This is a genomic window from Leisingera sp. CC-HEC093 (assembly GCF_059429195.1).
Genome location: NZ_JCAIJR010000001.1, coordinates 1,832,236 through 1,852,613, shown reverse-complemented (window position 1 = coordinate 1,852,613; position 20,378 = coordinate 1,832,236). Strand labels below are relative to the sequence as shown.

The window sequence follows — 20,378 nt, the reverse complement described above, 5'->3', positions numbered from 1 at the left end:
CTGTCCAGCCCCCCCCTATACCCTTGTGAGTGTCCGCTCCATCAGGTGATACCCTGCCGGAGCAATCTGTTCACGGAACTCAGGATCATGGCTGACCAATAAAACCGCCTGGTCAAGCTCTTTCAAAATCTCCGCCAAACGTGCGTAATTTTCAGGGTCCAGCGCGTTGGTCGGCTCATCAAGTATGAGCACTTCCGGTTCCATTGCCAGAACCGTGGCCAGCGTAACCAGCCGCTTCTCACCGCCCGATAGTTTGTGTGTAACCCGGTCACGCAGATGGGCCAGCCTCAGGCGGTCCAGCACGCTATCGACAATGGCGAGGGCCTCCTGTTTCGTCTTTCCAAGGTTGAGAGGTCCGAAAGCCACGTCCTCGGCAACTGTCGGACAAAAGAGCTGATCGTCGGCATCCTGAAAGACAAAGCCGATGCGACGGCGCACCTCGTGAAAGTCCGCTTCCTCGGTGCAGAGCTGACCAAAGGCGGTGACGGTGCCGCTGGTGGGGGCAAGTAACCCCATGATGATTTTCAGAAGCGTCGATTTCCCGGCGCCGTTGGGGCCGACGATCGACAAACGTTCTCCCGCGTTGAGCTGCATCGACGCCCCTTCAAGCACTGGCTCAAGCCCTGGATAGGCAAAGTGGATGTTGTTCAGGTCAAGAAGCTGCATAGATGGCCTCAGCCCAGATCAGGGCGGCAAGGGCGGCGGTAAGGGCCGCGGCAAACAGCAGGTCGGCCCTGCCTAAGCGGAAGTCTTCCAGCAGGATGATGCGGCCAGAGAACCCCCGGCATTTCATCGCCGCCAGAATGCGTTCCGACCGTTCAATGGCGCGCACTAGCATCATGCCAACCAGATAGCCGTAGCTGCGGTAGGTATGCCAGTTGGTGCCGGGACGGAAACCGCGCAGCTTCATCGAAGTGCTCAGGCGCTGGTATTCCTCACGCAAGACGTCGATGTACCGGATAGTGAACATCATCAGATGCACCAGCCGTTCCGGCGTCTTGAGGGCAAACAGTGCGTGCCCCATCGTCACCGGTTCCATGGACCCGACCAGCGTCATGACCGCAAGAATGACAGCATTTGCAGTCAGGGCGATCTCGGCCGCGCGCCGAAGGCCTTCCCAGCTCGCCTCCAACCCCCAGACGGAGAAGACTGGAGTGCCGGGTATTGTAAACGGCAGCAGCACCAGCATGAAGATGATGAAGCTGTCCATCATCGCCATCCGTTTCAGAGTCTTACGGGGCGGCAGGCCGGAGAAAGCCAAAAGCCACGCCGACAGGCCAAGCGCGCCCGTCAGAACCCACAGATTGCTGAGGGAAACCACCACTACGGCATAGACCGCGGTCATCACGATGCGCATACGCGGATCCAGCGTGGTAACCTTGGTGCGGAATGCGCCGAACCCGCTGAACGGTTTTTCATCGCCAGTCAGGACATAGGTCATGCGCTGCCGCCGATCCTGCGCCGCGCGGCGATGTAAAAACCCAACCCGAAAAGGCCGCAGATATACCCGATGCCGCCAAGGACAGACTGAAAGTCCGACTTGTTCTTAAACGCTGACAGCTCCTGCCGGAGCGGACGCAGTTCATTTCGCATCATGGTAGCAAGTTCCGCGCGGGTTTGATCAGAAATACCCGCAGTGCCTGCCGGAAAGGCCGGTGCAGTCCCCGTCGCGGCTGCTGCCTCGCCGGGGCTTTGCCCAAGGATCCGCGCGACATCCGCTGCTTCCATGACCACTTCGGCGACGTGGCCTGCACCCAGATCACCGCGGAAAATATGTTTCACAGGCTCTGACGGTGTGAACAGAAAGAATCCGTCAGCGTCGGTTACGGTCTCACCCAGCTTGCTGCCGTTTTCATCAAAAACTACGATCGGCAGATCCACAGCCATTTCCCCGTTGGAGAACCCAACTTCGCCTTCAATGTCTGTACCAGACGGGAACACGGAGGAAATCACATTGTGGGCCAGCGCCGGCAGCGGAGCAAGAAGCGCAAGGATCAGAATACAGGACCGGATCATGCCAGGCTTCCCTTTGTGTCAATGAACAGCTCAGGTTTCACCCGCCGGGCCAGGAAAATGGCCGCGCCGGACAACAGCGCTTCGATTACCATCACTGGGATATGGGAGAAAAACACCAGCTTGGCAGCCAGAAGGAACTCATCGCCGGACAGCATTAGCGAAGCGGCAACGGCCAATGTTGTGGTCGCAATTGCAGCGCCGCCTCCGATACCGCCCCAGATCGCTCCTTGCAGCGGCGAGCCGCGCGCCACAAGCGGGCGGAAGGCCAACCCGACAAGAACCGCAGGCAAAGCAATATTCACCGCGTTCACACCCAAAACGGTCAGCCCGCCGAAGCCAAAGAAGACCGCCTGCAGCAGCAGCCCGACAAACAGCGCCGGGAAGGCAGCCCATCCCAGCACCAGCCCCGCCAGCCCGTTCAGAATCAGGTGAACCGAGCTGGGCCCGATCGGGACATGGATCAGCGAGGCCACAAAGAAACTGGCCGAAAGAACCCCCGCCGCCGGAATACGCTCCAACGGCAGGTTGCGCAGACCCATGGCAATACCGCCGGCGGCGGCAACCGCGCCGCCGATCACAACCGGGTTTGACAGTGCGCCGTCTACGATATGCATCGGTCTACTTTCACTTCAGCTCTGCAGCGTGAATCCAAAGCACGGCATCCTGGCTGAGTTCCTTGCCGTCGTGCTCGGTCACCGGGCCGGACCCCAGAGCGGCAAAACCCCAGTAGCCTGCTTTCGGAATGCCGAAGGAGAACACGCCGTTCTGGTCAGCGATGGCCACAATCGCACCGCCAGGCATCTCGCCCACGGTTGGGCTGGTGGTGGAGAATTTCTCGAGATCGGGCTCCGCCGCCATGAACTCGATTTCAATCTCGGCACCGGGAACCGGCTTGCCATCTGCCAGAACCTGGCCGGAGAAGGTGGAGCCGACGATGACGTTGTAGGGCTTGTTCAACGGCAGGATCTCGGTGGCCAGGCCAACGGGCTGATCCCAATCGGTGGGCAGTGTGTTGCGGTTCAGCACGACCTTGGAGATTTGCTGGATGTAGATATCTTCGCTTTCCTCGTAGTACGGCGAAGGCACAGTCACGACGACATAGTCGCCGGAGCGTTTGACCGGAACGGACGCCTTATAGGCCGAAGCTTCGTTCTCAGCGCCTTTGAAGGTTGCGGGCTCCAGGCGGTCCGTCAGATCGGTCTTCTCGCCCTTGTGAACCATGAAGAATTCTTCCGGCTTGCCCATGTCCATCGCATGACCATTTGCCATCGGGTGCCAGAACACCAGGCCAATCGGCACATCGCCGGGCTTCTCAATCAGCGCTTTCTCGGTGTAGTTCAGCTGGAAGTGCGCCGACGCGGCGGCCGGCAGGGAAACGGCCAGAGCTGCGGCCAGATAGTTCAGTTTCATATCGTCCTCATTCGACGATGCAGGCTCACCTGCAATCAGGAATGAACAACGGGGAGTAATGGCACGGGATAGCCTGAACGGCACACGCGCCAGACGCGCACCCCGGCGTCCGGTGGAAAAGAGTTGAAACACCGCAAGCGGTTCCTCAGCCCTTGTGTCCGGCAGGTCTCCTGACTCGCGGGTCCTGGTTCGGCTGGCCTTCCCGGGGGTGTCCCAGTGGCGTTTTCAGCGTCACTCACCGCTCACAGTTGCGGGGGCAGTCACGGATTTGGTCCCTTTTGGGTACGCCGCACCGTGTTCCCTATTTCTTCCGCTGCGCATTGAAACACTCGCGGAACCGGTCACTGCTGCTGAATGGCAAAGCGGATTTTCTGTGTCAAGCGTTTCTCCTTCTGTTTGCTCGCCCGCAAGGAGGCTGTCAACGGCCTGCTGCTTTGGGTTTTCCTGTTTTTGCCAGCTTACATCTTCCTGCGCTCAAAGCGGACAGGCCTGGGTGGGGGCCCTTTGTTTGCCTGGATCGGAACGGTGGCGCTGAGTGGGTTCATTGCGGTTGCTTGGCCAGGGGGCAAGTATTTGGTCTCCGGCCTTTCGAAGTGCGACAGCAATACATCCCTGAGCATGGTCGAAGACCTCTACCCCGAAACCCCAATCAATTTCGGCAAGGCCAAAGCGATCAGCATCACTGACGTCGATGAGGTCACGCACTCGGAATCGCTTGGGCAGCGAAAGTACCGTGTTAAGCAGGGCGATGGAGCGGTCTGCCCTGTTCATCGTGCCGACGATATGCAGGTTTGACGGAACACCGAATTCGTCCCCAGAATAGGGCAGGCGCACCTTGAGCTGGTTCGGCCGTCCAAGCCGCTTGTCTGTTTCCAAGAGCGTGATCAGCTCGCCGAAAACCTTGGAAATGTTCGCGCGGTTGATCTCGTCGATGATTAGTACGAACGACTCAGGTTCCGACGAACCCTCATTTTGTTGGCTGTTCATGTAGCGTTCGAGGGCCGGCACGTTCAGTTCTGCACCATAGAGCAGGTAGATCGATTTCATCGAGAAACGACGGGAGTAAATTTCGCCGCCAGGAACCCCTTCGCGGTCGATCCAAAGCCAACGGACGGCGCAGCGATGGGCATATCCGCCTTCGGGGCGAGGGGCAAATTCGTAGCCACCTGTAAACACCCCGATTGCCCGAAACAGGCCATTGCCTTTCCACACGATGACAATGTCACCTTCTCGAACCCAATTCCGGAAAATGAACGGATTTTGTACCATGCCCGACCGAGCATCTGCTTTTGCGTTTTGGTCGCCCTGGACCTTGCAGGCTCCGATGATGGCCTCGCGGCTCGTGAATTTCTCGTCAGACCAGTCAATATCGTCGAAGCCAAGAAGCGTATAACCGCCCTTTACGGCTTCTTCGAAAAGATGCGCGTCTTCGGGGTTGTTCGCCCCGCCAATCGACATCTTGAAAACTTGGCGGCCTTCTATGCGTATTGAGGCCTCGGCAGATGAATGCCCACGGCTGGTCTCCGCGCGTTTCGCGATCCGGCGGAAATCCCCGGCACGGTTTCCAACCGGAAGCCGCTCGTGGATGCGTCCTCGTCATCGTCCGAGCCGGTCATCGGCTGTCGTCCCTCGACGAACTCTTCATAAGCCGTCGACTGGTGAAACGTGACGAACTCGATCCGTCCCGCGGCGAGCAGTCCTTGGTAGACGGCCATCAGATCGTCGCGATCCTCTGGCACCGGCTCGCCGCACCTGCGGGAGACACCCCTCCGACATGCGAAAGCGGACCTTTCGCCTGCAAGACAAGACTTGTTAAACCACAGTCTGTAGTGAGGCCGGCAATGCCTAATATGCACCTGACACAACGTTTGCGGCACTTCCCGGGAACTGAGCGCCGGGTATAAATTGACGGTGCCAGATGAACAGTTTGAACGGATACAGCAGGAAGCCGTCCTGGTCAGATTGCCTGCACCGGACTGAATGCCGTCTGGTGCAGGCTGTGGTTCAGGCAAAGCTGACGCCGTTCAGGTTCATCGGCAGCGCCGTCACCCGCTGGCCGTTGACTGCGATGGCATTGGCCAGCGCCGGGGCCGAGGGCGGGGTGCCGGGCTCGCCCACCCCCGTGGGCATCTCGGCGGAGGGCACGATATGAACCTCGATGGCCCCGATATCACCGATCCGCAGCGGCTCGTAGTCAGGGAAGTTGAACTGGTCCACTTCGCCTCCGGTCAGGGTGATCTCGTTGCGCATCACATGGCCCAGGCCATAGCCGATGCCGCCCTCCATCTGCGCCTTGATCACATCCGGGTTGACCGCGATGCCGCAGTCCACCGCGCAGGTGACCTTCTCGATTTTCACCCCGTCATCGGCATTTCCGGAGATCTCCACCAGCTCGGCCACATAGCTGCCAAAGCTCTTGTGGACGGCAATGCCCTGGCTGCGGCCCTCCGGCGCGCTGCCCCAGTTGCCCTTCTCGGCGGCCAGTTTCAGCACGCCCGCCAGACGCTGCTGATCGCCGCGGCCGCCCTCCAGCAGGGCCAGGCGGAACTCGACCGGGTCGCGGCCTGCGGCACGGGCGGCCTCATCCATCATCACCTCCATCACATAGGCCGTGTGGGTGTGCCCGACCGAGCGCCACCACAGGACGGAGGTCGCCTTGGCCACGTCGCTGAGGCCGACGAACTGCCCCGGGATCCGGTAGGGGCTGTCCGCCACCCCCTCGACCGAGCTGTGGTCGACGCCGTCATGCACCGAAAACGCTTCAAACGCGGTGCCCTTCATAATCGACTGCGCGGCGATGCGGTGGTCCCAGCCGGTGATGTTGCCATCCGCGTCCAGACCCACGCGCACCCGGTGCGCCACAGCAGGGCGGTAATAGCCGCCGGTGATGTCATCCTCGCGCGACCAAACCAGTTTTACCGGGCGGCTGCGGTCGGTCAGGGCAAAGGCGAGCGCTGCTTCCACCTGGTAATCCGCTGTTGGCGTGGCGCGGCGGCCGAAGGAACCGCCGGCAAACATCGTGCTGATGCGGATCTTCTCCATCGGCAGCTGGAAGATCTGCGCCAGTGCCATGTGCGGGCCGGTGGGGAACTGGCAGCCGTCGTGCAGGGTGACGCCGCCGTCCTCATCGGCCTCGATGGTGCAGGTCAGCGGCTCCATCGGCGCATGCGCCAGCAGCGGGAAGTAGAAGGTCTGCTCCACCACCTTCGCGGCCCCCTCGATCTGCGCCGCGGTGGCGGCCTGGTCGGTGCCGGTCACGTTGTACTCCGGGTCACTGTTCACCGCGGCCAGCAGCTCCTCGCGAATCTGGTCAGAGCTGCGGCTTTCGGCGCCCGAGAAATCCCAGTCCACGGTGATCGCTTCGCGGGCCTGGAACGCGCCCCAGGTGTCCTCGGCGTAGACCGCAACACCCGCCTTGTTGGGCAGCACGGCCGCGCGGATGTAGCCTTTGCCCCCCTTGGCGGCGGTGTCGTCAAACCCATTGGCCAGCCCGCCCATCCGCGGACTGCGGATGATGACGGCGACCATCTGGTTCGGCAGATGCAGGTCCATCGCATACATCGCGGTGCCATTGGTCTTGGGCAGGGAGTCCTTGCGCTTGACCGACGCGTTGCCGATCAAACGGAACTCTCTGGGATCCTTCAGCCGCGGCTCTGCCGGGGCTTCCATCTGGGCGGCGGCACCCACGAACTCCGCAATCGGCACCTCCTGGCCTGCGCCCTTGATGAGGCCGTCTTCAAGGGTCAGCGCACCGGCGTCTGCGCCCCAGGCCTCGGCCGCGGCCTTGATCAGCATCTCGCGGGCGGCCGCCCCGGCCTGGCGGTACTGCATGAAGGAATTGGCCATCGCGGTGGAGCCGCCGGTGCCCTGCATCTGGCCGAACGCCAAGTTGGCATAGCGCGCGGGATCAGAAGGGGCGAATTCATACCGGATGTCCTGCATCGAAACACCCAATTCCTCGGCGATCAGGGTGGTGAGGCCGGTGGCAGGCCCTTGGCCCTTTTCGAAATGCTTGACGATGGCGGTGACGGTGCCGTCTGCGCTGATCTTCACAAAGGGGTTCAGCTGCGCCGGTGCGGGGCCGGCCGCCAGAGCGCCGTTCGGGCGGACGCCGATGTAAAGGACGGCAGCAGCGGCGGCAGCGGATTTCAGAAACCCGCGGCGGGAGGTGTTCAGGGTCATATCAGGCCTCCATCATTTCAGATGCGCGCTGGATCGCGGCGCGGATGCGCTGGTAGGTGGCGCAGCGGCAGGCGTTGCCGTTCATGTAATCGTCGATCTCTTCCACCGTCGGCTTCGGGTTTTCGCTCAAGAGGCCCACGGCGGACATGATCTGGCCCGACTGGCAGTAGCCGCACTGCACCACGTCCAGTTCGATCCAGGCGCCCTGCACAGCTTTGGAAACCTTGGAGTTCAAGCCCTCGATGGTTCTGATCTCGGCGCCTTCCGCGTCCTCGACATAGGTCTGGCAGGCGCGCACCGGCTGACCGTCCAGATGCACGGTGCAAGCGCCGCAGGCGGCCACGCCGCAGCCGAACTTGGTGCCGGTCAGTTTGAGTTCATCCCGGATCACCCACAGGAGCGGGGTTCCGGGTTCGGCCTCGATCTGATGCGTCTGGCCGTTGAGTTTCAGTGATAGTGCCATGGCTATGGGGCCTCCCCTTGGCTGTAATGTCAGGTTCAGGATTTTTCGAAGTCTGCAAAGGCATCGGCGTAATCGGGATGCCAGCGCGACAGGGCCGGGCGGTTTTCCAGGATATCGCCCAGGGCCCAGGCAACCCGGCGCCGGTCACGGGCCGGCGTCACTTCGTTGTCCGGGCAAATAATGTAGAAATCGCCCGCCGCCATGCGCGTCAGCAGATGATCCACGGTCTGCTCGGAGGTCCAGGCAGAGGCGGGCTTCTCCGGAAGGTGGCGGGCGACCATGCCGGTATAGGTGAAGCCGGGGACAAACAGATGCGCGCTGACCGGCGCCTCTGCCTGGCGCAGGTCATGGGCCAGCATCTCTGTCAGCACCTTCACGCCGGCCTTGGAGACGTTGTAGCCCGGGTTGCCCGGTGGCGTGGTGATGCCCTGTTTCGAGCCGGTGTTAATGACAACCGCCGGGCGGGCGGCGGCGATCATCCGGGGCAGGAAGGCCTGCACGCCGTTCAGTACGCCAAACAGGTTCGCCCCGATCATCGCGCGCCAGGCTTCGGGCGCTTCCCAGCTGCCAGTCGGGAGGGCAATGCCTGCGTTGTTCATCAGCACCGCCACCTCGCCGGTGGCAAAGGCCGCATCGGCCAAGGCCGCGAGGTCCTCGGCCTTGCTGACGTCTGTAGGAATCGCCAGCACCGGCGCGCTGGTATTCAATTGGCTGCGCAACTGTTCCTCTGCCTGGTCCAGCGCCTCCCCCGGCAGGTCGGCCAGCACCACCCCCAGTCCGGCCTGGGCAAAGCGTTCGGCTGCCGCGAAACCAACCCCGCTGGCACCGCCGGTCACCACCGCCAGGCCGCCTGCTGCAACTGCGTCCTTGTACATATGCTGTCCTCCCTGAATTGCCGCGCCGCGAGAGTTCGTTGCGGCTTTGGCCGTATTGATTGCAGCAAAGGTAGGACGAGGCGGGCGAATTGCCTTGCCCGATCCTCCGGATGATCTGCCTGATCCTCCGGGATGCCGGGATTTCCGGTTCTGCCGCCGCGGCTGCCCGCCTATAGTCAGGGCAAAGAGGAGGAGCGCCCATGGTGCCGCAGGATCTGATTGAGGACGTTGCAGCCTTTGTCCGTGAAAGGGGCGGTTCCGCGACCGGCTGTGAAACCGGTGTCGGCGGGCTGTATGCGTTCTGCCGCGAAGACCGGACCCAGTTTGAAGCGATGTTCTTTGAGCCGATCATGTGCCTAGTGCTGCAGGGCGCCAAGGAGGCGCATCTGGAGGACAGGGTGATCCGCTATGGCGCGGGCATGTCGCTGATTGTCAGCCATGCGCTGCCTGCAAACGCCGGGGTGATCGACGCCACGCCAGGAAAACCCTATGTGTCGCTGGCGCTGCGGCTGGATTTGGCCACCGCGCGCAGCCTCTATGACGAGATCGGCGCGGCGGAGGAGCAGCAGCACGGTGTCCACTCGATGAGCGTGGCCGACAGCGATGCGGCGCTTATTGATGCGGTGGCGCGGCTGTTCCGGCTGTCGCAGGACCCTGTCGAGGTGCAGGCGCTGGCGCCGCTGGTTCTGAAAGAGATCCACTTCCGGCTGCTGCGGGCCCAGCATGGCGGCATGCTGCGGCAACTGCTGCTGCACGAAAGCCCGGCCAGCCGGATTTCCAAGTCGATTGCGCTGATCCGCGAAGGCTACAAGGTGCCGATTGCCGTGGCGGAGCTGGCCGCGGCGGCGGGGATGAGCCAGTCGACCTTCCACGAGCATTTCAAGTCGCTCACCTCCACCACGCCGCTGCAATACCAGAAGGAACTGCGCCTGCTGGAGGCGCGGCGCCTGTTATTGGGCGGCGGCAAATCGGTGGCCTCGGCGGCCTATGACGTCGGCTATGAAAGCCCGACCCAGTTCAGCCGTGAATATGCACGGAAATTCGGGGTTCCGCCGCGGCACGAGAAATCGCCCTCATTGTCGGCAGCCGACTAGGCCGTGTTGACAAAAGGGATTCACATCGGGTGCTGGGCGTGATTCATATGTGGACGCCCCCTGTGGCAAGGGCTGATTTCGTCGTGTTGCGTTGATCGGTTGCTTTCATATGTCCGGCCTGTTTGTGCGGTGTGCTGTTCCGCTGGCCTTGATGGAAATCCGCCGGTGAGGTCCCTGATCAAGCTGGCGCGTTTGCGAAGCGCATTGAATCAGACGTGTTTTCCTCGCCATTGGCTCGGTCGCTGCGCATCATCGACTGCCATTGCCAATTCGGGTTTGGGCTGCATGCCTTTCAGGCGGGCAACCCGTATGGCCGGCAGGTGTCTCCTCTCGTCAGGATCGCCCAGGCCATGCGGGCGAGCTTGTTGGCCAACGCGACAGAGACAAGCCGGAATGGCTTTTTCTCCAGCAGGCTATTGACCCGATCAGTCATCGGTGGCGGTGTCCTCTTCGCATGGCGCATCACGGCAGTTGCGCCGACCACCAGCAATCTTGGTAGATATCGGCCGCCCTGCTTCGAGATGCCGCCGAGCCGGGTTTTGCCGCCGGTCGAGTGCTGCTGAGGTGTGGGACCGAGCCAGGCAGCGAACTGTCACCAAAACCGTCTTGCTGTTCTCATCTATGCTATGCGCCTGGAAAACGCTCTTGGCCAGGTCAAGCCCTATCGTTGTGATCTTCATAATGGCCGCTCCTTTTCTGCCGCGAATTGTCGACCTGAGCGTATCTGTCTCAAGTCTCTGTGGCAGGGGCGTCCACATCATCAAGCTGGGGTCTGCGATGGAGACCAGCTTGGCACGAGACCTGATGTCGGACGAGGAGTGGGCGTTCTTTGAACGGTTCATCCTTTCGGTCCGTGCCGCGAACGGGCGCAAACCGACCAACCACCGCCTTGTTCTTCACGGCGTTTTCTGGATTGCACGCACAGGCGCCCCTTGGCGAGACCTACCTGAGGAGTTCGGGAAATGGTCGAGTGTCTATCGACAGTTCCGGCGTTGGACCTTGGCAAGGCTCTGGGAACAGATCCTGGAGGCTCTGACCGGGGGCAGGATGGTTCCTGACGCCCTTCAAATGGCCGACAGCACTGTGGTTCGTGCCCATCATCAGGCATCGGGCGCAAAAGGGGGACTCCGCGACAGGGTTTTGGCCGCTCAAAAGGCGGCTTCACGACCAAGATCCACCTCCTCGTCAATGCCGCCGGTCTGCCGATGAGAACTGACATCACGCCCGGCCAGACATCGGACTATCTCGGCTTTGATCTCGTCATGGACGACAACCTGCCGGAACCATTCGTGCTGCTGGCCGGCAAGGTTACGATGCCGACAGCATTCGCACCGAAATGCACAGCCGGAGCATTCAACCAGTGATCCCCATGCGAAAGTCCCGAAAAAAGCGCATTGGCGTGGATCGGCCTCTCTATCGGCTGAGAAACCTAGTCGAGATATGCTTCAACAAATTGAAGAATGCCCGGCGTGTGGCGACCCGCTATGACAAGACAGCCGAAAGCTTCCTCGGCTTCATAGATATCACTTCGATCCGCCTCTGGATCCGCCATTTGTCAACATGACCTAAGCTCGGGCTGCAGCTTGCCAGGCATTGCAAAGCTCTTGTGGACAGAGGGATGTCGACACGGGGAGTAATCCCATGGAATAAGGGGAGCATCTGTATACGCCCCCTCCGGACCTTGGTATCGCCTCTCGACTGCGATGTGGTTATGGTCATAGCGAGGCACAAGCAGTTTTCTGCTCCACCGCTCCCCTCACTCATCCATTCCGTTGGCCTTGCGGCGCAGGGCTTCGCGTTCGGCGGCGTCGCGGTCAAGGAAGGCCTGGATCAGCCGCTCTGTGCGCCGCGGCCACCAGGTGGGCAGCAATGACAGGTTGAAGGCCCCCATTAAAAACCGGTCGAACCAGCTGTAGGGTGGCTGCTGTTCCAGAGCATCGCACCAGTCAGGCCGGTTGTGGCTGGTCAGGAAATCGCTGATCGCATAGGCGATCTGGCTGTTCTGACCCTCGTGGCTGGGCGGGAAGACGCCAAGCGCCCAGCGTTCCTTCCAGCTTTGGCGGCGGTGGTGGCGCAGGCGGATCACCAGCGGGCCAAAGCCCATCAGTTGCGGGTTGCGCATGTTTTCAAATGGGTCGATGGAGGTGCCGCGCAGGGCCATGTCCAGGTCGCGGGTGTCGTAACCGATCTTGGTCAGGAAAAAACGGCCCCAGGACCAAGTATAGGCGATGCCATGCTTGCGGTTGAACCGCAGCGGCCGGTAGCGCGGCCAGACGAAGGCGCAATAGAAGAAGAAGGTCGGCAGGGAGAGGAAGATCAGGCCGCCTATCCAGCGGCTGCCGTGCATTTCCATCATGCCAGCATACCACTGGTGAAATGGGGGCCTTTGTAATCCTCTTTCCAATGCTCGATCATATTGAGCTCTCAGCAGCCCTTCGGAATCGAAAAGAAAGCGCACATTGTCCCACAGCGGATTCTGCTCCCACCAGGACTGCACCACAAAATACGCCGTCAGCCAGAACATCCCCCACATGATGGCGCGGATGATACCATCATCCATGCGGGTGACTTCCAATGTGTCCTCATCCACCATGCGCAGAGAATAGCGCAGGCCGGGCAGATACAGCCCCTGCATGGAGGTTGGAGCATCCTGCTCCCCTAGTGTTTCGAGACGGCGGAAAAGAGACATTAGAGCTTCCAGGCCTTGATAGTGAGGCGGTCGGAGAACTCCCCGCCGGTAAGTTTAGGATAAGTTGCGTCCACACGCAGATCAGACATTCTATCCAGTTCGGAAACAGGGGGAGCATTTAGCACCAGATGCACAAGCCCCGGGTTGATGAAATGTTTGGTTGCCGGGACAATAGGGCCGCTGAAGCCCCCGCCGCCCATGCCAAACCCCGGGGTGATTTTGCGCACCGTTGCATGCAGGCGGTTCAGATCCGCAACGCTGTCCACCGCTGGGCAGATGATTTCAAAGCGTAAATCACCTTCGGTTTCATTCTTGATTTTCAGGGTGCCGGTGAGGTCTTTGTAGTCTTTAAGTTCTTGTTCAAAGGCAGTTCTTTGAGGTTCTGCCCCATCAGCTAGGCGCTTTGCATCACTGAGTCTCTCATCAATTTGTTCGCGTTGTTCTCCCCAGTAGTTCTTCGATCTCCCCCAGAACCCATGCCGCACCCAGTAATCCACATCACTGTCGGTAAAGAAGGTGGAAACCGTGCCGGCGATGATCATCAGCCCGCCGATGATGGCGCCGGGGGCAGCCAATGCGACGCTGCCGCCGGTTATCAGAATGACCAGCCCGCCCGCAGCCACCAGCGAGTTGCCGATGCTCGCGGCCATGTCATCGGCCTTGTAGCCTTCAAACGCCTGAAAGCCTGCAAGGACGACGCCAACTGCGCCAGCGAAGTTGGCGATTGTGGCATATTGCGATAGTCCGCCGGAGACGGCGTTGATCCCGTTCCGGGTCTGGGCCGCGGCGGAGTAAGGGGTGAAGAACCTGTCGGCGCCGGAGGCAAACATACGGGAAAAGACCTGAGAGCTGACCCCTTGTGTAAACTGCGCAGCGCCAGGTACTCCTTGCAGCCCCCTGATGGCTGATGCCGAATCCAGCAAAGCAGAGGCAATCTGCACCCGCGGGTCGCGTGCGACCGCCCCTACGGTGGTAAAGCTGTGGCGTATATTGTCCCAGTTCTTCAGTGTCTGGAAGGCAGCGTAGAAGGACAGCAGAAGCGCCCCGCCATTTGCGGCCTGCTCGCCCATCCGGTAGAATTCGCTCATCGCCTGGCCCTGTGCGGTCAGGGTGCCGGTGCCGGTGATTTCATAATAGGGCACCCCGATCACTTGGGCCGGACGCGGCGTGCCGCCATCCATTGCTGCAGACAGCGTGTCAGGGTCAAATGATGCCGATTGCGGCCGCTGCCCCGTCAACCCTGCCCGGTCAAAGGTTTCCCGCAGTGCATCGTCGATGTTGTTCGGCGAGACCGGAACCGTGATTTCCTGCACGCCCAGAATTTTTTCGATCTGTGCCTTATGGATCAGCCCGGCCGGGCTTTGCACCCAGGCCATCGCCAGCTCCTTGGAGGTGACGGCAAAGGTGATGTTCATATGGGTGCGGTACTTCTGCAAAAGATCCGGAGCGCTCTTTGCAGCGGTCTCTATGGCCGTTTTGAAGATCGCAAACCACTCCTTGGACTTATCCGATGCGGTACCACCCAGCATCGCGGCCATCGACGCGGAGCCATAGGCGGATGTTCCGATTGTCTGAAACGCCTTGCTGAGCAGAAAGAACACATAGTCCACCCGCCGCGCCTCAGCCTCGCCGCTGACTTTCTCCAGCCCGTCCATGCTGGCTTTGATCTCTGCCAGAACCGTTCCGGGGCCGGTGCGCGTGCTGACGGACCAGTAGCTGCGGACCAAGGCACTGATTTCAGCATTTAGGACCTGCTGCCGCACCTCGATCGCGTCATAAGCGCCCAGGTAATCCTCGCTGAGCGGGGTGCCGTTAAAGTCGAGAAAGTCCCAGGTGCCGCCGGCGTGGTCGATGTGCTCCCAAAGGTTCTTGACCCCTTTGCCGATCATCAGGGGGTACTGGTATTCCGCGCTGAAGGTTTTCAGGCTGTGCGACTTGGCCAGATGCGCGGCCTGAATATCCATCAGCTCGCCCAGGTGGTCTTGAACGGCCAGCAGGCGCCCGTTTTCCCGGCTGTTCTGGCAAAAAACAACCTGGCTTTCGGCTTCTGGCTGAAAGGCGGTGTAGCGTATCGCGTTTCCTGGCGGATTTGCCTCGGCTGCGGAATTGAACTCCGCAACCTTGGCAGAAATCTGTGCCAGCGGGGCTGAGTGCTCCGTGCTTTCCTGGATCACGTTCACAGGTGTCATCAACTGGCTGCGCACGGAAGAATCCAGCTGCGCCATCAGGAACAGATGTCCCGGCCACCGCTCCTCGCTATAGGCGATTTCGATCTCTGAGACCTGCTTGTTCACAAAGGCGTAGGGATAGCGGCGGGTGTCTTTGACTTCCCATTGCCCGTCGGCTCCGCCGCCCGTCCATTCAAGCTTGTAGAACTGATAGCGTCCGTTTGGGCTGCTGACGTCCGTGCGGGTATGGCTGGAACTGTCATCCAGATCCGGGCGGCTGACATAGCGAAAAACCAGCCAGGTGCCGTCACTGTCCGAACTAAGATTGTCGGGATGCCCGTTGCGCGCATAGATGTATATGTAACCTTGCCGGATCCGGCGCAATTCATGGTCGGGCGAGGCGCCGATGCTCTTCGGGTTGCCCGGGGTGTAACCATCCCGTGTGATATTGAAGAGAGCGCCTTCCGTCAGTGCATGGCGTACAGGAAAAATCGGTCTGATGTTCTCATCGCAGGGGCTCTCAATTTCATCAGCGTTGCGTGTCTCAGAAAGCGGGGCAGGTGAGGTGCTCATTCAGGTGCCTCGGGCGTTAATTCTAGTGTTTTCAAAAGCTCACGCGATCGGTCCAGTTCGCTCAGCACGGACCATTTCGGAATTTTGCTTATTAAGTCTCGGATGCCGTCTGCCCGCCCGCCGCAGTGCATCCTGGCCACGACAAAATTGAAGTTGGCTTTTTCGATCCGGAATCCCATTGACCGGCCCTCGTCGCTCCAACCTGAAAGCAGTTCGTTGCCTGCCTCTTGAGCTTTCTTGGGGTAGGCTTGGCACAAATGCAAAATGAGGTTTTCCTGAAACTTTCTCCAGCGGACAGATGCAATGGCTGCCCGATCTGCATTGGAGAACACGCTTGCCGGCAGAGCGGGGTCTGCGGCAGGTATTCTCGGTGCCGTCACACGTTTGGTAACGCCCCTCTCAACACATAGAATTGAGAGCGGAGCATCCGAAATTGTCATGAACCTGCCAAGCACGTGGGCATCCGACGTATTTGCCTGCAGGTATCCCAGCAATGCCATTGGTTCCCAGAACCTGAAGAGGAACCATTTTCCGTTTTCGTCGCGGATGCGGGTGAACTTCCTGAAGTGTTTCCAAACCGCGTCAAAATCCGCGCTGGAGCGGAGGAAGATGCCGGGGTTCCTGTGCCACAGGTGCAGGGTGGACAGATGGGCCGGGGCGTCGGGGATATGGGTGAACAGGGCACGGGTGAAGCGGGCATCGGGGGCAAGTTCGACCAGATAAGGGGCGGCGTCTTTCAGCTCCTCCGCGGCCTCGCCCTGGAACAGGCAGCGGAACGGCAGCCCGCAGGTCTGGATCTCGTCGAACCCGGCGTGCAGTTTGGCGGCGTCGATCAGAGCATAGGTCTTCAACAGCGCCGGTTCATCGGCGTCGCCGCTGCCGCCGGCCCCGGCTGGACCGGCTTCCGGCTGGCCGAACAGCGGTTCAAGCAGGGCATCCGGCACGGTTTTGAGAGGCCAGGCTCCAAATTGAGCATCCAGAGGCGCGACCCCCGGGATGCCCTCGATATGGAGGTAAGGCCTTTGATCCGCGGAGGCTGTGCCCGCGGCATCGATGCCCAGCCAGTAGTCGTCTTCTGCCGGAAGGTCCGGGTGCTTTAGCGGTTCGTTCATCGCGGGTTTCCAAGTCTGATCATCGAGGCATCAGCTGCAGTGCGGAGAGCGGGCCCCTTCACGGCATGACCTTGTGGTTTGGCGACCCGCTGGTGATGGTGCCGCCGATGGAGGTCGGGGAGCCCACGTAGGCGATGGGACGGCCGTCGTCCGTCGACATGGACGACCCGGCGGTGATCACCGCGCCGCAGCTGGTCTTGTCGCCCACGCGGGCGACGGGGCGGCCGTCGACGGCGGCGCTGCCGCCGCTGACGATCTTGCAGCTGCGGCATCTGGGGCAGGCGTGGGTGTCTCCGATGCGGGCTACCGGCTGCATCGGGCTGCCTCCTGGGGCAAGCGGGGGATCCGGCGCGCCATCCGCATCACTCCTTTTGCTGAACGCATTCTTCGACCAGCGGCAGGGCCTCGCGGGCGGCGTTCTGCAGCGTGGGCACCTGGGCGCCGCCGCTGCCGCCCATGCTGACCGCGCCTTTCAGGTTGATGCTGGCGGCCTCCAGCGTGATCCCGCCCGCATCGATGGTGATCTTGCCGCCTGGCCCCTTGATGGTGAACTTCTCAAACGCCATCAGCGTGTGGCTGCGGGTGTTGTTGGTGATCGCCTCGGTCACGTTGAGGATGGATTTGCCGAACACCGTTTCCTCGCGGTTGCGGCCGATCTGCACCAGATGGTCGGCATAGATGTCCTGCTTGTGGATATTGCCCACCACATGCACATGGTCCTTGCCGTATTCCTCCTGCTGGTTGCGGCCGACCTTATAGAGCACGTCCTGACCCACGGTTTCTCTCTGGTCGCGGCCCACCGACAGGGTTTCGTCCTGGCCGACGCTTTGGGTGCGGTCGCGGCCAATGGCGTTGTTCTCGTCGCGGCCGATGGTCTTGGAGCGGTCATTCTCGATGACAATCTCCTGGTCCTTCTGGCCGTGCATATAGATCTTTTCCTTATCGCGCTCGTCCTCGAAGGTCAGCTCGTTGAAGCCGCTGCCCTGGTGGGTGTCGGTCTTGAACACCGATTTGGTCTTATGCTGCGGCAGCGGATAAGGCGGCTTGTTGCGGCCGTTGTAGACGCAGCCGGTGACCAGCGGTTTGTCGGGGTCGCCTTCCAGGAACTCGACCACCACTTCCATGCCGATGCGCGGGATCACCATGCCGCCCCAGCCCTGGCTGGCCCAGTTCTGGCTGACCCGGCAGCGCATCGAATAGGCCTTCTCCAGGTCCCAGTGGAAATGCACCAGAATGCGGCCGTGCTCATCGCAGTCGATCTCGCCCTCGCCGACCACCACCGCGGTCTGCGGGCCCTGTACCACCGGCACCGGCGTCGCCCGCGGCGGCACCATCGGGGCGGTCACCGGCATCAGGCGGTAATCGGCGGTGAAGGGACGGTCCGCCGAAACGCCCTCGCGGTTGGAGCCGTAGCTTTGGCTGACGAAAGAATAGCGCGCCCAGAGGCAGAGATGTTTGGCGCCGTCGCCGGGCACCGCATCGCCGCCCTGCAAGGGCACCACGCCGCCCGGCCGCAAGCCGGTGATGTCGCCGCTGGCGAACTGGCGCGCGTCATGGCCGCGCTCCTCTTCGCAGCGCAGCTGCGCCACCGTCTTGCCGCGTCCCAGGTCCAGGTAACCGCCGGGATAATCATAGGCCTCCAGCTGCCCCTCGGCATAAGCCGCATCGCCGATGCGGTCGCTTTCCATCGCCGCCGTCGGCGTCTTGAAGTTGTAATCGGTGAGCCGGGTTGCGCCCGTCGTCAGCCGCCGCTCCGGCCCCCAGGCCCAGAAATGCTCGCCCTGCGCGCCCTGGTTCTGGGCGGTGCCGTAATAGGGGCGGGGCGGGATTTCCGCATGGTTCAGCACGTCGTCCGTCAGCACCAGCGTGTGGCTGGCCTCCTGGTGGCGGATGTGAAAGCAGATCCCGAACCGCTCCATCAGGCGGCGCGCGAAATCCAGGTCGCTTTCACGGTACTGCACTGTGTATTCCAGCTCCGGGTAGTCGTTGCTGAGGGCAATCTCCAGATGCGGGTTGCCCAGATGGCCGTAGTCCGCCAGCAGTTCCTGCAGGATCTCCACCACGGTTTTATGGTGAAAGATCCGCTGGTTGCGCCGCTTGCCCGCAAGCCAGAACCAGGGCCGGAGGCGCAGGTCGTAGCGCCAGCCATTCTCGCCCGGGCCTTTCCAGCGCGCCTCGGTGATGATGCCGTCGAACTGCGCAGGCCCTTCGGCGCCTGCAATCGTGACCGTGGCGTGGGTGCCCAGCAGTGCATCGAAATCAATGTCGTCGCGGGTGGCCAGCGCCTCGACCGAGTAGTCAAACAGCCCGTTCAGCGCCTCGGTGCCGTCAAAGCGCATCAGCGCCAGCGCCTCCGGCCCCAGCACGGTGGAAAGCCGCCCCAGCCGGGCGTCCTGCACAAATGCGTTCATCAAACAAAACCCTTAAAAGTTGTGCCGGACACTAAGGGTTTCCGCACAAGGGTCAAGCGGCCGGCGGACAGCAGCGAGGGGGAATTCCGGAGTGTTTGACGCAGGAAGGTAATGATGCTGCAACTGCGTCAGGATCAGACCTTGGGAGGTCTAAATTCAGCCCGTGCCGCCCGCAACGGCTGACGCCGCAAGGTCACTCCCTCAGCCATTGTGCGAGCTGCAGCTAGAATTATTCGGCTATGAGACACAAAAGGTATCCTGCGCTGATCTGGAGCAGGCAGAACCACTGCTGCCCTGTGGCGAAGCGGCTATTGGTACCCCTAAGTATCCTGCCTTGGTGTGCTGTATTCCACCAAGGCAGGATACTTCTCCATCTTTGGGTGTGCTTGATGTGCGCGAAACACCCAGAAGGAGTAGCATAGCCCCTGCTCAGGAATTTAGGGAACCGTGAATGAGCGTTGTTGCATTACCCGCGCGTGAGAGGTGACTTCCCCTTCCCCCGTTGACGTCATGACACGCGTTGGATCTCGTCGGTGCCGAGGGCCGAGAAACGGTTCATGAGGGCTATGCGGATGTGGATATCGGCGGGCTGACGGTCGGGGTCTCTGGCGGCGATGCGTTCTCCGAAGGCTTCCAGGCAGCGCATCTTCGCTTCGATCCGGCTTCGGGCGTGATAGCCCGTCCAGCGTGAGCCTCCCCAACTGAACTGGTCCAGCGCTATGTTTAGGAAACGGAGGACCGAGAATGGCAAACAAGCGACCCAAGCCGGAAGAGATTGTCTCGAAGTTACGGCAGGTTGAAGTTCTGATGGGTCAAGGAATGCCCCGTCTTGATGCGATCAGGCCACCCAGATCGGCGTTGTTGAACAGACCTATTACCGCTGGCGCAAGCAGTATGGCGGAATGGGCGTAGATCAATTGAAGGAACTGAAGCGGCTGCAGAAGGAAAACGAGCAACTGAGAAGAGCTGTATCTGATCTGACTTTGGATAAATTGATCCTGAAGGAAGCTGCTCGGGGAAACTTCTAAGCCCCGTGCGCCGTCGCGCTTGCATCGATCACGTTCGAAGCCAGCTCAAGGTATCGGAACGCAGGGCCTGTCGCGCCGCTCTTCAAGTTCGACACCGAGGAAGAAGCGCTTGCTGCGGCCAACGCGACCCCCTACGGGCTGGCGGCCTACTTCTACACCAATGATCTGACCCGAACGTTCCGCGTCAGCGAAGAACTGGAAACCGGTATGATCGGCATCAATGTCGGCGGCTTTGCCACTGAGGTCGCGCCCTTCGGCGGTATCAAGGAAAGCGGCCTGGGCCGTGAGGGCGCGCATCAGGGTATCGACGAATACCTGGAAGTCAAAACCCTGCATATCGGCGGCATCGCGTAAGGA

The 20,378-nt window shown here is 61.1% G+C and carries 16 protein-coding genes, 5 pseudogenes and 1 riboswitch; of the genes and pseudogenes, 4 read left to right on the top strand and 17 right to left on the bottom strand.

Annotation, left to right across the window (positions count from 1 at the left end):
- Nucleotides 1-15 precede the first annotated feature (15 nt).
- The 10 genes from AC5STB_RS08935 to AC5STB_RS08890 form a co-directional block, all read right to left on the bottom strand.
- The gene (locus AC5STB_RS08935) at nucleotides 16-666 is read right to left on the bottom strand and encodes an energy-coupling factor ABC transporter ATP-binding protein (protein ID WP_495442578.1); all 651 of its coding nucleotides are present in this window, start codon (nucleotides 664-666) and stop codon (nucleotides 16-18) included.
- On the bottom strand, nucleotides 653-1,441 hold the full coding sequence (gene cbiQ, locus AC5STB_RS08930; RefSeq protein WP_495442577.1) for a cobalt ECF transporter T component CbiQ: 789 nt from the start codon (nucleotides 1,439-1,441) through the stop codon (nucleotides 653-655). The genes AC5STB_RS08935 and cbiQ overlap by 14 nt, the downstream gene beginning before the upstream one ends.
- Nucleotides 1,438-2,016: a NikL family nickel/cobalt ECF transporter subunit gene (locus AC5STB_RS08925; protein WP_495442576.1), complete on the bottom strand. Its 579-nt coding sequence runs from the start codon at nucleotides 2,014-2,016 to the stop codon at nucleotides 1,438-1,440. Before AC5STB_RS08925 ends, cbiQ begins: the two co-directional genes overlap by 4 nt.
- Complete coding sequence (gene cbiM, locus AC5STB_RS08920; protein WP_495442575.1) at nucleotides 2,013-2,630, bottom strand: cobalt transporter CbiM; 618 nt, start codon at nucleotides 2,628-2,630, stop codon at nucleotides 2,013-2,015. The genes AC5STB_RS08925 and cbiM overlap by 4 nt, the downstream gene beginning before the upstream one ends.
- A 10-nt stretch (nucleotides 2,631-2,640) precedes the next feature.
- Complete coding sequence (locus AC5STB_RS08915; protein WP_495442574.1) at nucleotides 2,641-3,426, bottom strand: DUF4198 domain-containing protein; 786 nt, start codon at nucleotides 3,424-3,426, stop codon at nucleotides 2,641-2,643.
- Nucleotides 3,427-3,569: 143 nt separating this feature from the next.
- Nucleotides 3,570-3,783, bottom strand: a riboswitch (cobalamin riboswitch).
- A 117-nt stretch (nucleotides 3,784-3,900) separates the two neighbouring features.
- Nucleotides 3,901-4,884 (bottom strand): DUF8426 domain-containing protein, encoded by a 984-nt coding sequence (locus tag AC5STB_RS08910; RefSeq protein WP_495442573.1) that lies wholly within the window; start codon nucleotides 4,882-4,884, stop codon nucleotides 3,901-3,903.
- A gap of 20 nt (nucleotides 4,885-4,904) precedes the next feature.
- Complete coding sequence (locus AC5STB_RS08905) at nucleotides 4,905-5,141, bottom strand: hypothetical protein (protein WP_495442572.1); 237 nt, start codon at nucleotides 5,139-5,141, stop codon at nucleotides 4,905-4,907.
- Between the two features lie 289 nt (nucleotides 5,142-5,430).
- The gene (locus AC5STB_RS08900) at nucleotides 5,431-7,608 is read right to left on the bottom strand and encodes a xanthine dehydrogenase family protein molybdopterin-binding subunit (RefSeq protein WP_495442571.1); all 2,178 of its coding nucleotides are present in this window, start codon (nucleotides 7,606-7,608) and stop codon (nucleotides 5,431-5,433) included.
- A gap of 1 nt (nucleotide 7,609) precedes the next feature.
- The gene (locus AC5STB_RS08895) at nucleotides 7,610-8,071 is read right to left on the bottom strand and encodes a (2Fe-2S)-binding protein (RefSeq protein ID WP_495442570.1); all 462 of its coding nucleotides are present in this window, start codon (nucleotides 8,069-8,071) and stop codon (nucleotides 7,610-7,612) included.
- Between the two features lie 35 nt (nucleotides 8,072-8,106).
- Complete coding sequence (locus AC5STB_RS08890; protein WP_495442569.1) at nucleotides 8,107-8,946, bottom strand: SDR family NAD(P)-dependent oxidoreductase; 840 nt, start codon at nucleotides 8,944-8,946, stop codon at nucleotides 8,107-8,109.
- 200 nt (nucleotides 8,947-9,146) lie between these two features.
- On the opposite strand from AC5STB_RS08890, the gene AC5STB_RS08885 reads away from it, so the two are divergent.
- Nucleotides 9,147-10,040, top strand: a complete 894-nt coding sequence (locus AC5STB_RS08885) for an AraC family transcriptional regulator N-terminal domain-containing protein (RefSeq protein ID WP_495442568.1) — start codon at nucleotides 9,147-9,149, stop codon at nucleotides 10,038-10,040.
- Nucleotides 10,041-10,332: 292 nt separating this feature from the next.
- On the opposite strand, the pseudogene AC5STB_RS08880 reads toward AC5STB_RS08885, so the two are convergent.
- Nucleotides 10,333-10,632: pseudogene (locus AC5STB_RS08880) on the bottom strand (transposase); the annotation flags it as partial.
- A gap of 185 nt (nucleotides 10,633-10,817) precedes the next feature.
- Here AC5STB_RS08880 and AC5STB_RS08875 point away from each other — a divergent pair.
- A pseudogene (locus AC5STB_RS08875) lies at nucleotides 10,818-11,604 on the top strand (IS5 family transposase).
- 192 nt (nucleotides 11,605-11,796) lie between these two features.
- Here the strand turns inward: AC5STB_RS08875 and AC5STB_RS08870 are convergent.
- From AC5STB_RS08870 to AC5STB_RS08845, 6 genes and pseudogenes are all read right to left on the bottom strand, one after another.
- Complete coding sequence (locus AC5STB_RS08870; RefSeq protein ID WP_495442567.1) at nucleotides 11,797-12,729, bottom strand: hypothetical protein; 933 nt, start codon at nucleotides 12,727-12,729, stop codon at nucleotides 11,797-11,799.
- Nucleotides 12,729-15,470 (bottom strand): toxin VasX, encoded by a 2,742-nt coding sequence (locus AC5STB_RS08865; RefSeq protein ID WP_495442566.1) that lies wholly within the window; start codon nucleotides 15,468-15,470, stop codon nucleotides 12,729-12,731. The genes AC5STB_RS08870 and AC5STB_RS08865 overlap by 1 nt, the downstream gene beginning before the upstream one ends.
- Nucleotides 15,467-16,582: a DUF4123 domain-containing protein gene (locus AC5STB_RS08860; protein WP_495442565.1), complete on the bottom strand. Its 1,116-nt coding sequence runs from the start codon at nucleotides 16,580-16,582 to the stop codon at nucleotides 15,467-15,469. The genes AC5STB_RS08865 and AC5STB_RS08860 overlap by 4 nt, the downstream gene beginning before the upstream one ends.
- 58 nt (nucleotides 16,583-16,640) lie before the next feature.
- On the bottom strand, nucleotides 16,641-16,898 hold the full coding sequence (locus AC5STB_RS08855) for a PAAR domain-containing protein (RefSeq protein WP_495441455.1): 258 nt from the start codon (nucleotides 16,896-16,898) through the stop codon (nucleotides 16,641-16,643).
- 46 nt (nucleotides 16,899-16,944) lie between these two features.
- Nucleotides 16,945-18,993, bottom strand: coding sequence for a type VI secretion system Vgr family protein (locus tag AC5STB_RS08850; RefSeq protein ID WP_495441456.1), 2,049 nt, complete (start codon nucleotides 18,991-18,993; stop codon nucleotides 16,945-16,947).
- A gap of 508 nt (nucleotides 18,994-19,501) precedes the next feature.
- A pseudogene (locus AC5STB_RS08845) lies at nucleotides 19,502-19,681 on the bottom strand (IS5/IS1182 family transposase); the annotation flags it as partial.
- A 56-nt stretch (nucleotides 19,682-19,737) separates the two neighbouring features.
- On the opposite strand from AC5STB_RS08845, the pseudogene AC5STB_RS08840 reads away from it, so the two are divergent.
- Both AC5STB_RS08840 and AC5STB_RS08835 read left to right on the top strand, forming a co-directional pair.
- Nucleotides 19,738-20,149 (top strand): annotated as a pseudogene (locus AC5STB_RS08840) (transposase); the annotation flags it as partial.
- Nucleotides 20,085-20,375, top strand: a pseudogene (locus AC5STB_RS08835) (aldehyde dehydrogenase family protein); the annotation flags it as partial. The pseudogenes AC5STB_RS08840 and AC5STB_RS08835, both read left to right, overlap by 65 nt.
- Nucleotides 20,376-20,378: the final 3 nt, after the last annotated feature.

Coding starts and splice junctions, on each gene's coding strand:
- AC5STB_RS08935 (WP_495442578.1), bottom strand. CDS start 666: ATGCAGCTTCTTGACCTGAACAACATCCACTTTGCCTATCCAGGGCTT.
- cbiQ (WP_495442577.1), bottom strand. CDS start 1,441: ATGACCTATGTCCTGACTGGCGATGAAAAACCGTTCAGCGGGTTCGGC.
- AC5STB_RS08925 (WP_495442576.1), bottom strand. CDS start 2,016: ATGATCCGGTCCTGTATTCTGATCCTTGCGCTTCTTGCTCCGCTGCCG.
- cbiM (WP_495442575.1), bottom strand. CDS start 2,630: ATGCATATCGTAGACGGCGCACTGTCAAACCCGGTTGTGATCGGCGGC.
- AC5STB_RS08915 (WP_495442574.1), bottom strand. CDS start 3,426: ATGAAACTGAACTATCTGGCCGCAGCTCTGGCCGTTTCCCTGCCGGCC.
- AC5STB_RS08910 (WP_495442573.1), bottom strand. CDS start 4,884: ATGTCGATTGGCGGGGCGAACAACCCCGAAGACGCGCATCTTTTCGAA.
- AC5STB_RS08905 (WP_495442572.1), bottom strand. CDS start 5,141: ATGGCCGTCTACCAAGGACTGCTCGCCGCGGGACGGATCGAGTTCGTC.
- AC5STB_RS08900 (WP_495442571.1), bottom strand. CDS start 7,608: ATGACCCTGAACACCTCCCGCCGCGGGTTTCTGAAATCCGCTGCCGCC.
- AC5STB_RS08895 (WP_495442570.1), bottom strand. CDS start 8,071: ATGGCACTATCACTGAAACTCAACGGCCAGACGCATCAGATCGAGGCC.
- AC5STB_RS08890 (WP_495442569.1), bottom strand. CDS start 8,946: ATGTACAAGGACGCAGTTGCAGCAGGCGGCCTGGCGGTGGTGACCGGC.
- AC5STB_RS08885 (WP_495442568.1), top strand. CDS start 9,147: ATGGTGCCGCAGGATCTGATTGAGGACGTTGCAGCCTTTGTCCGTGAA.
- AC5STB_RS08870 (WP_495442567.1), bottom strand. CDS start 12,729: ATGTCTCTTTTCCGCCGTCTCGAAACACTAGGGGAGCAGGATGCTCCA.
- AC5STB_RS08865 (WP_495442566.1), bottom strand. CDS start 15,470: ATGAGCACCTCACCTGCCCCGCTTTCTGAGACACGCAACGCTGATGAA.
- AC5STB_RS08860 (WP_495442565.1), bottom strand. CDS start 16,582: ATGAACGAACCGCTAAAGCACCCGGACCTTCCGGCAGAAGACGACTAC.
- AC5STB_RS08855 (WP_495441455.1), bottom strand. CDS start 16,898: ATGCAGCCGGTAGCCCGCATCGGAGACACCCACGCCTGCCCCAGATGC.
- AC5STB_RS08850 (WP_495441456.1), bottom strand. CDS start 18,993: ATGAACGCATTTGTGCAGGACGCCCGGCTGGGGCGGCTTTCCACCGTG.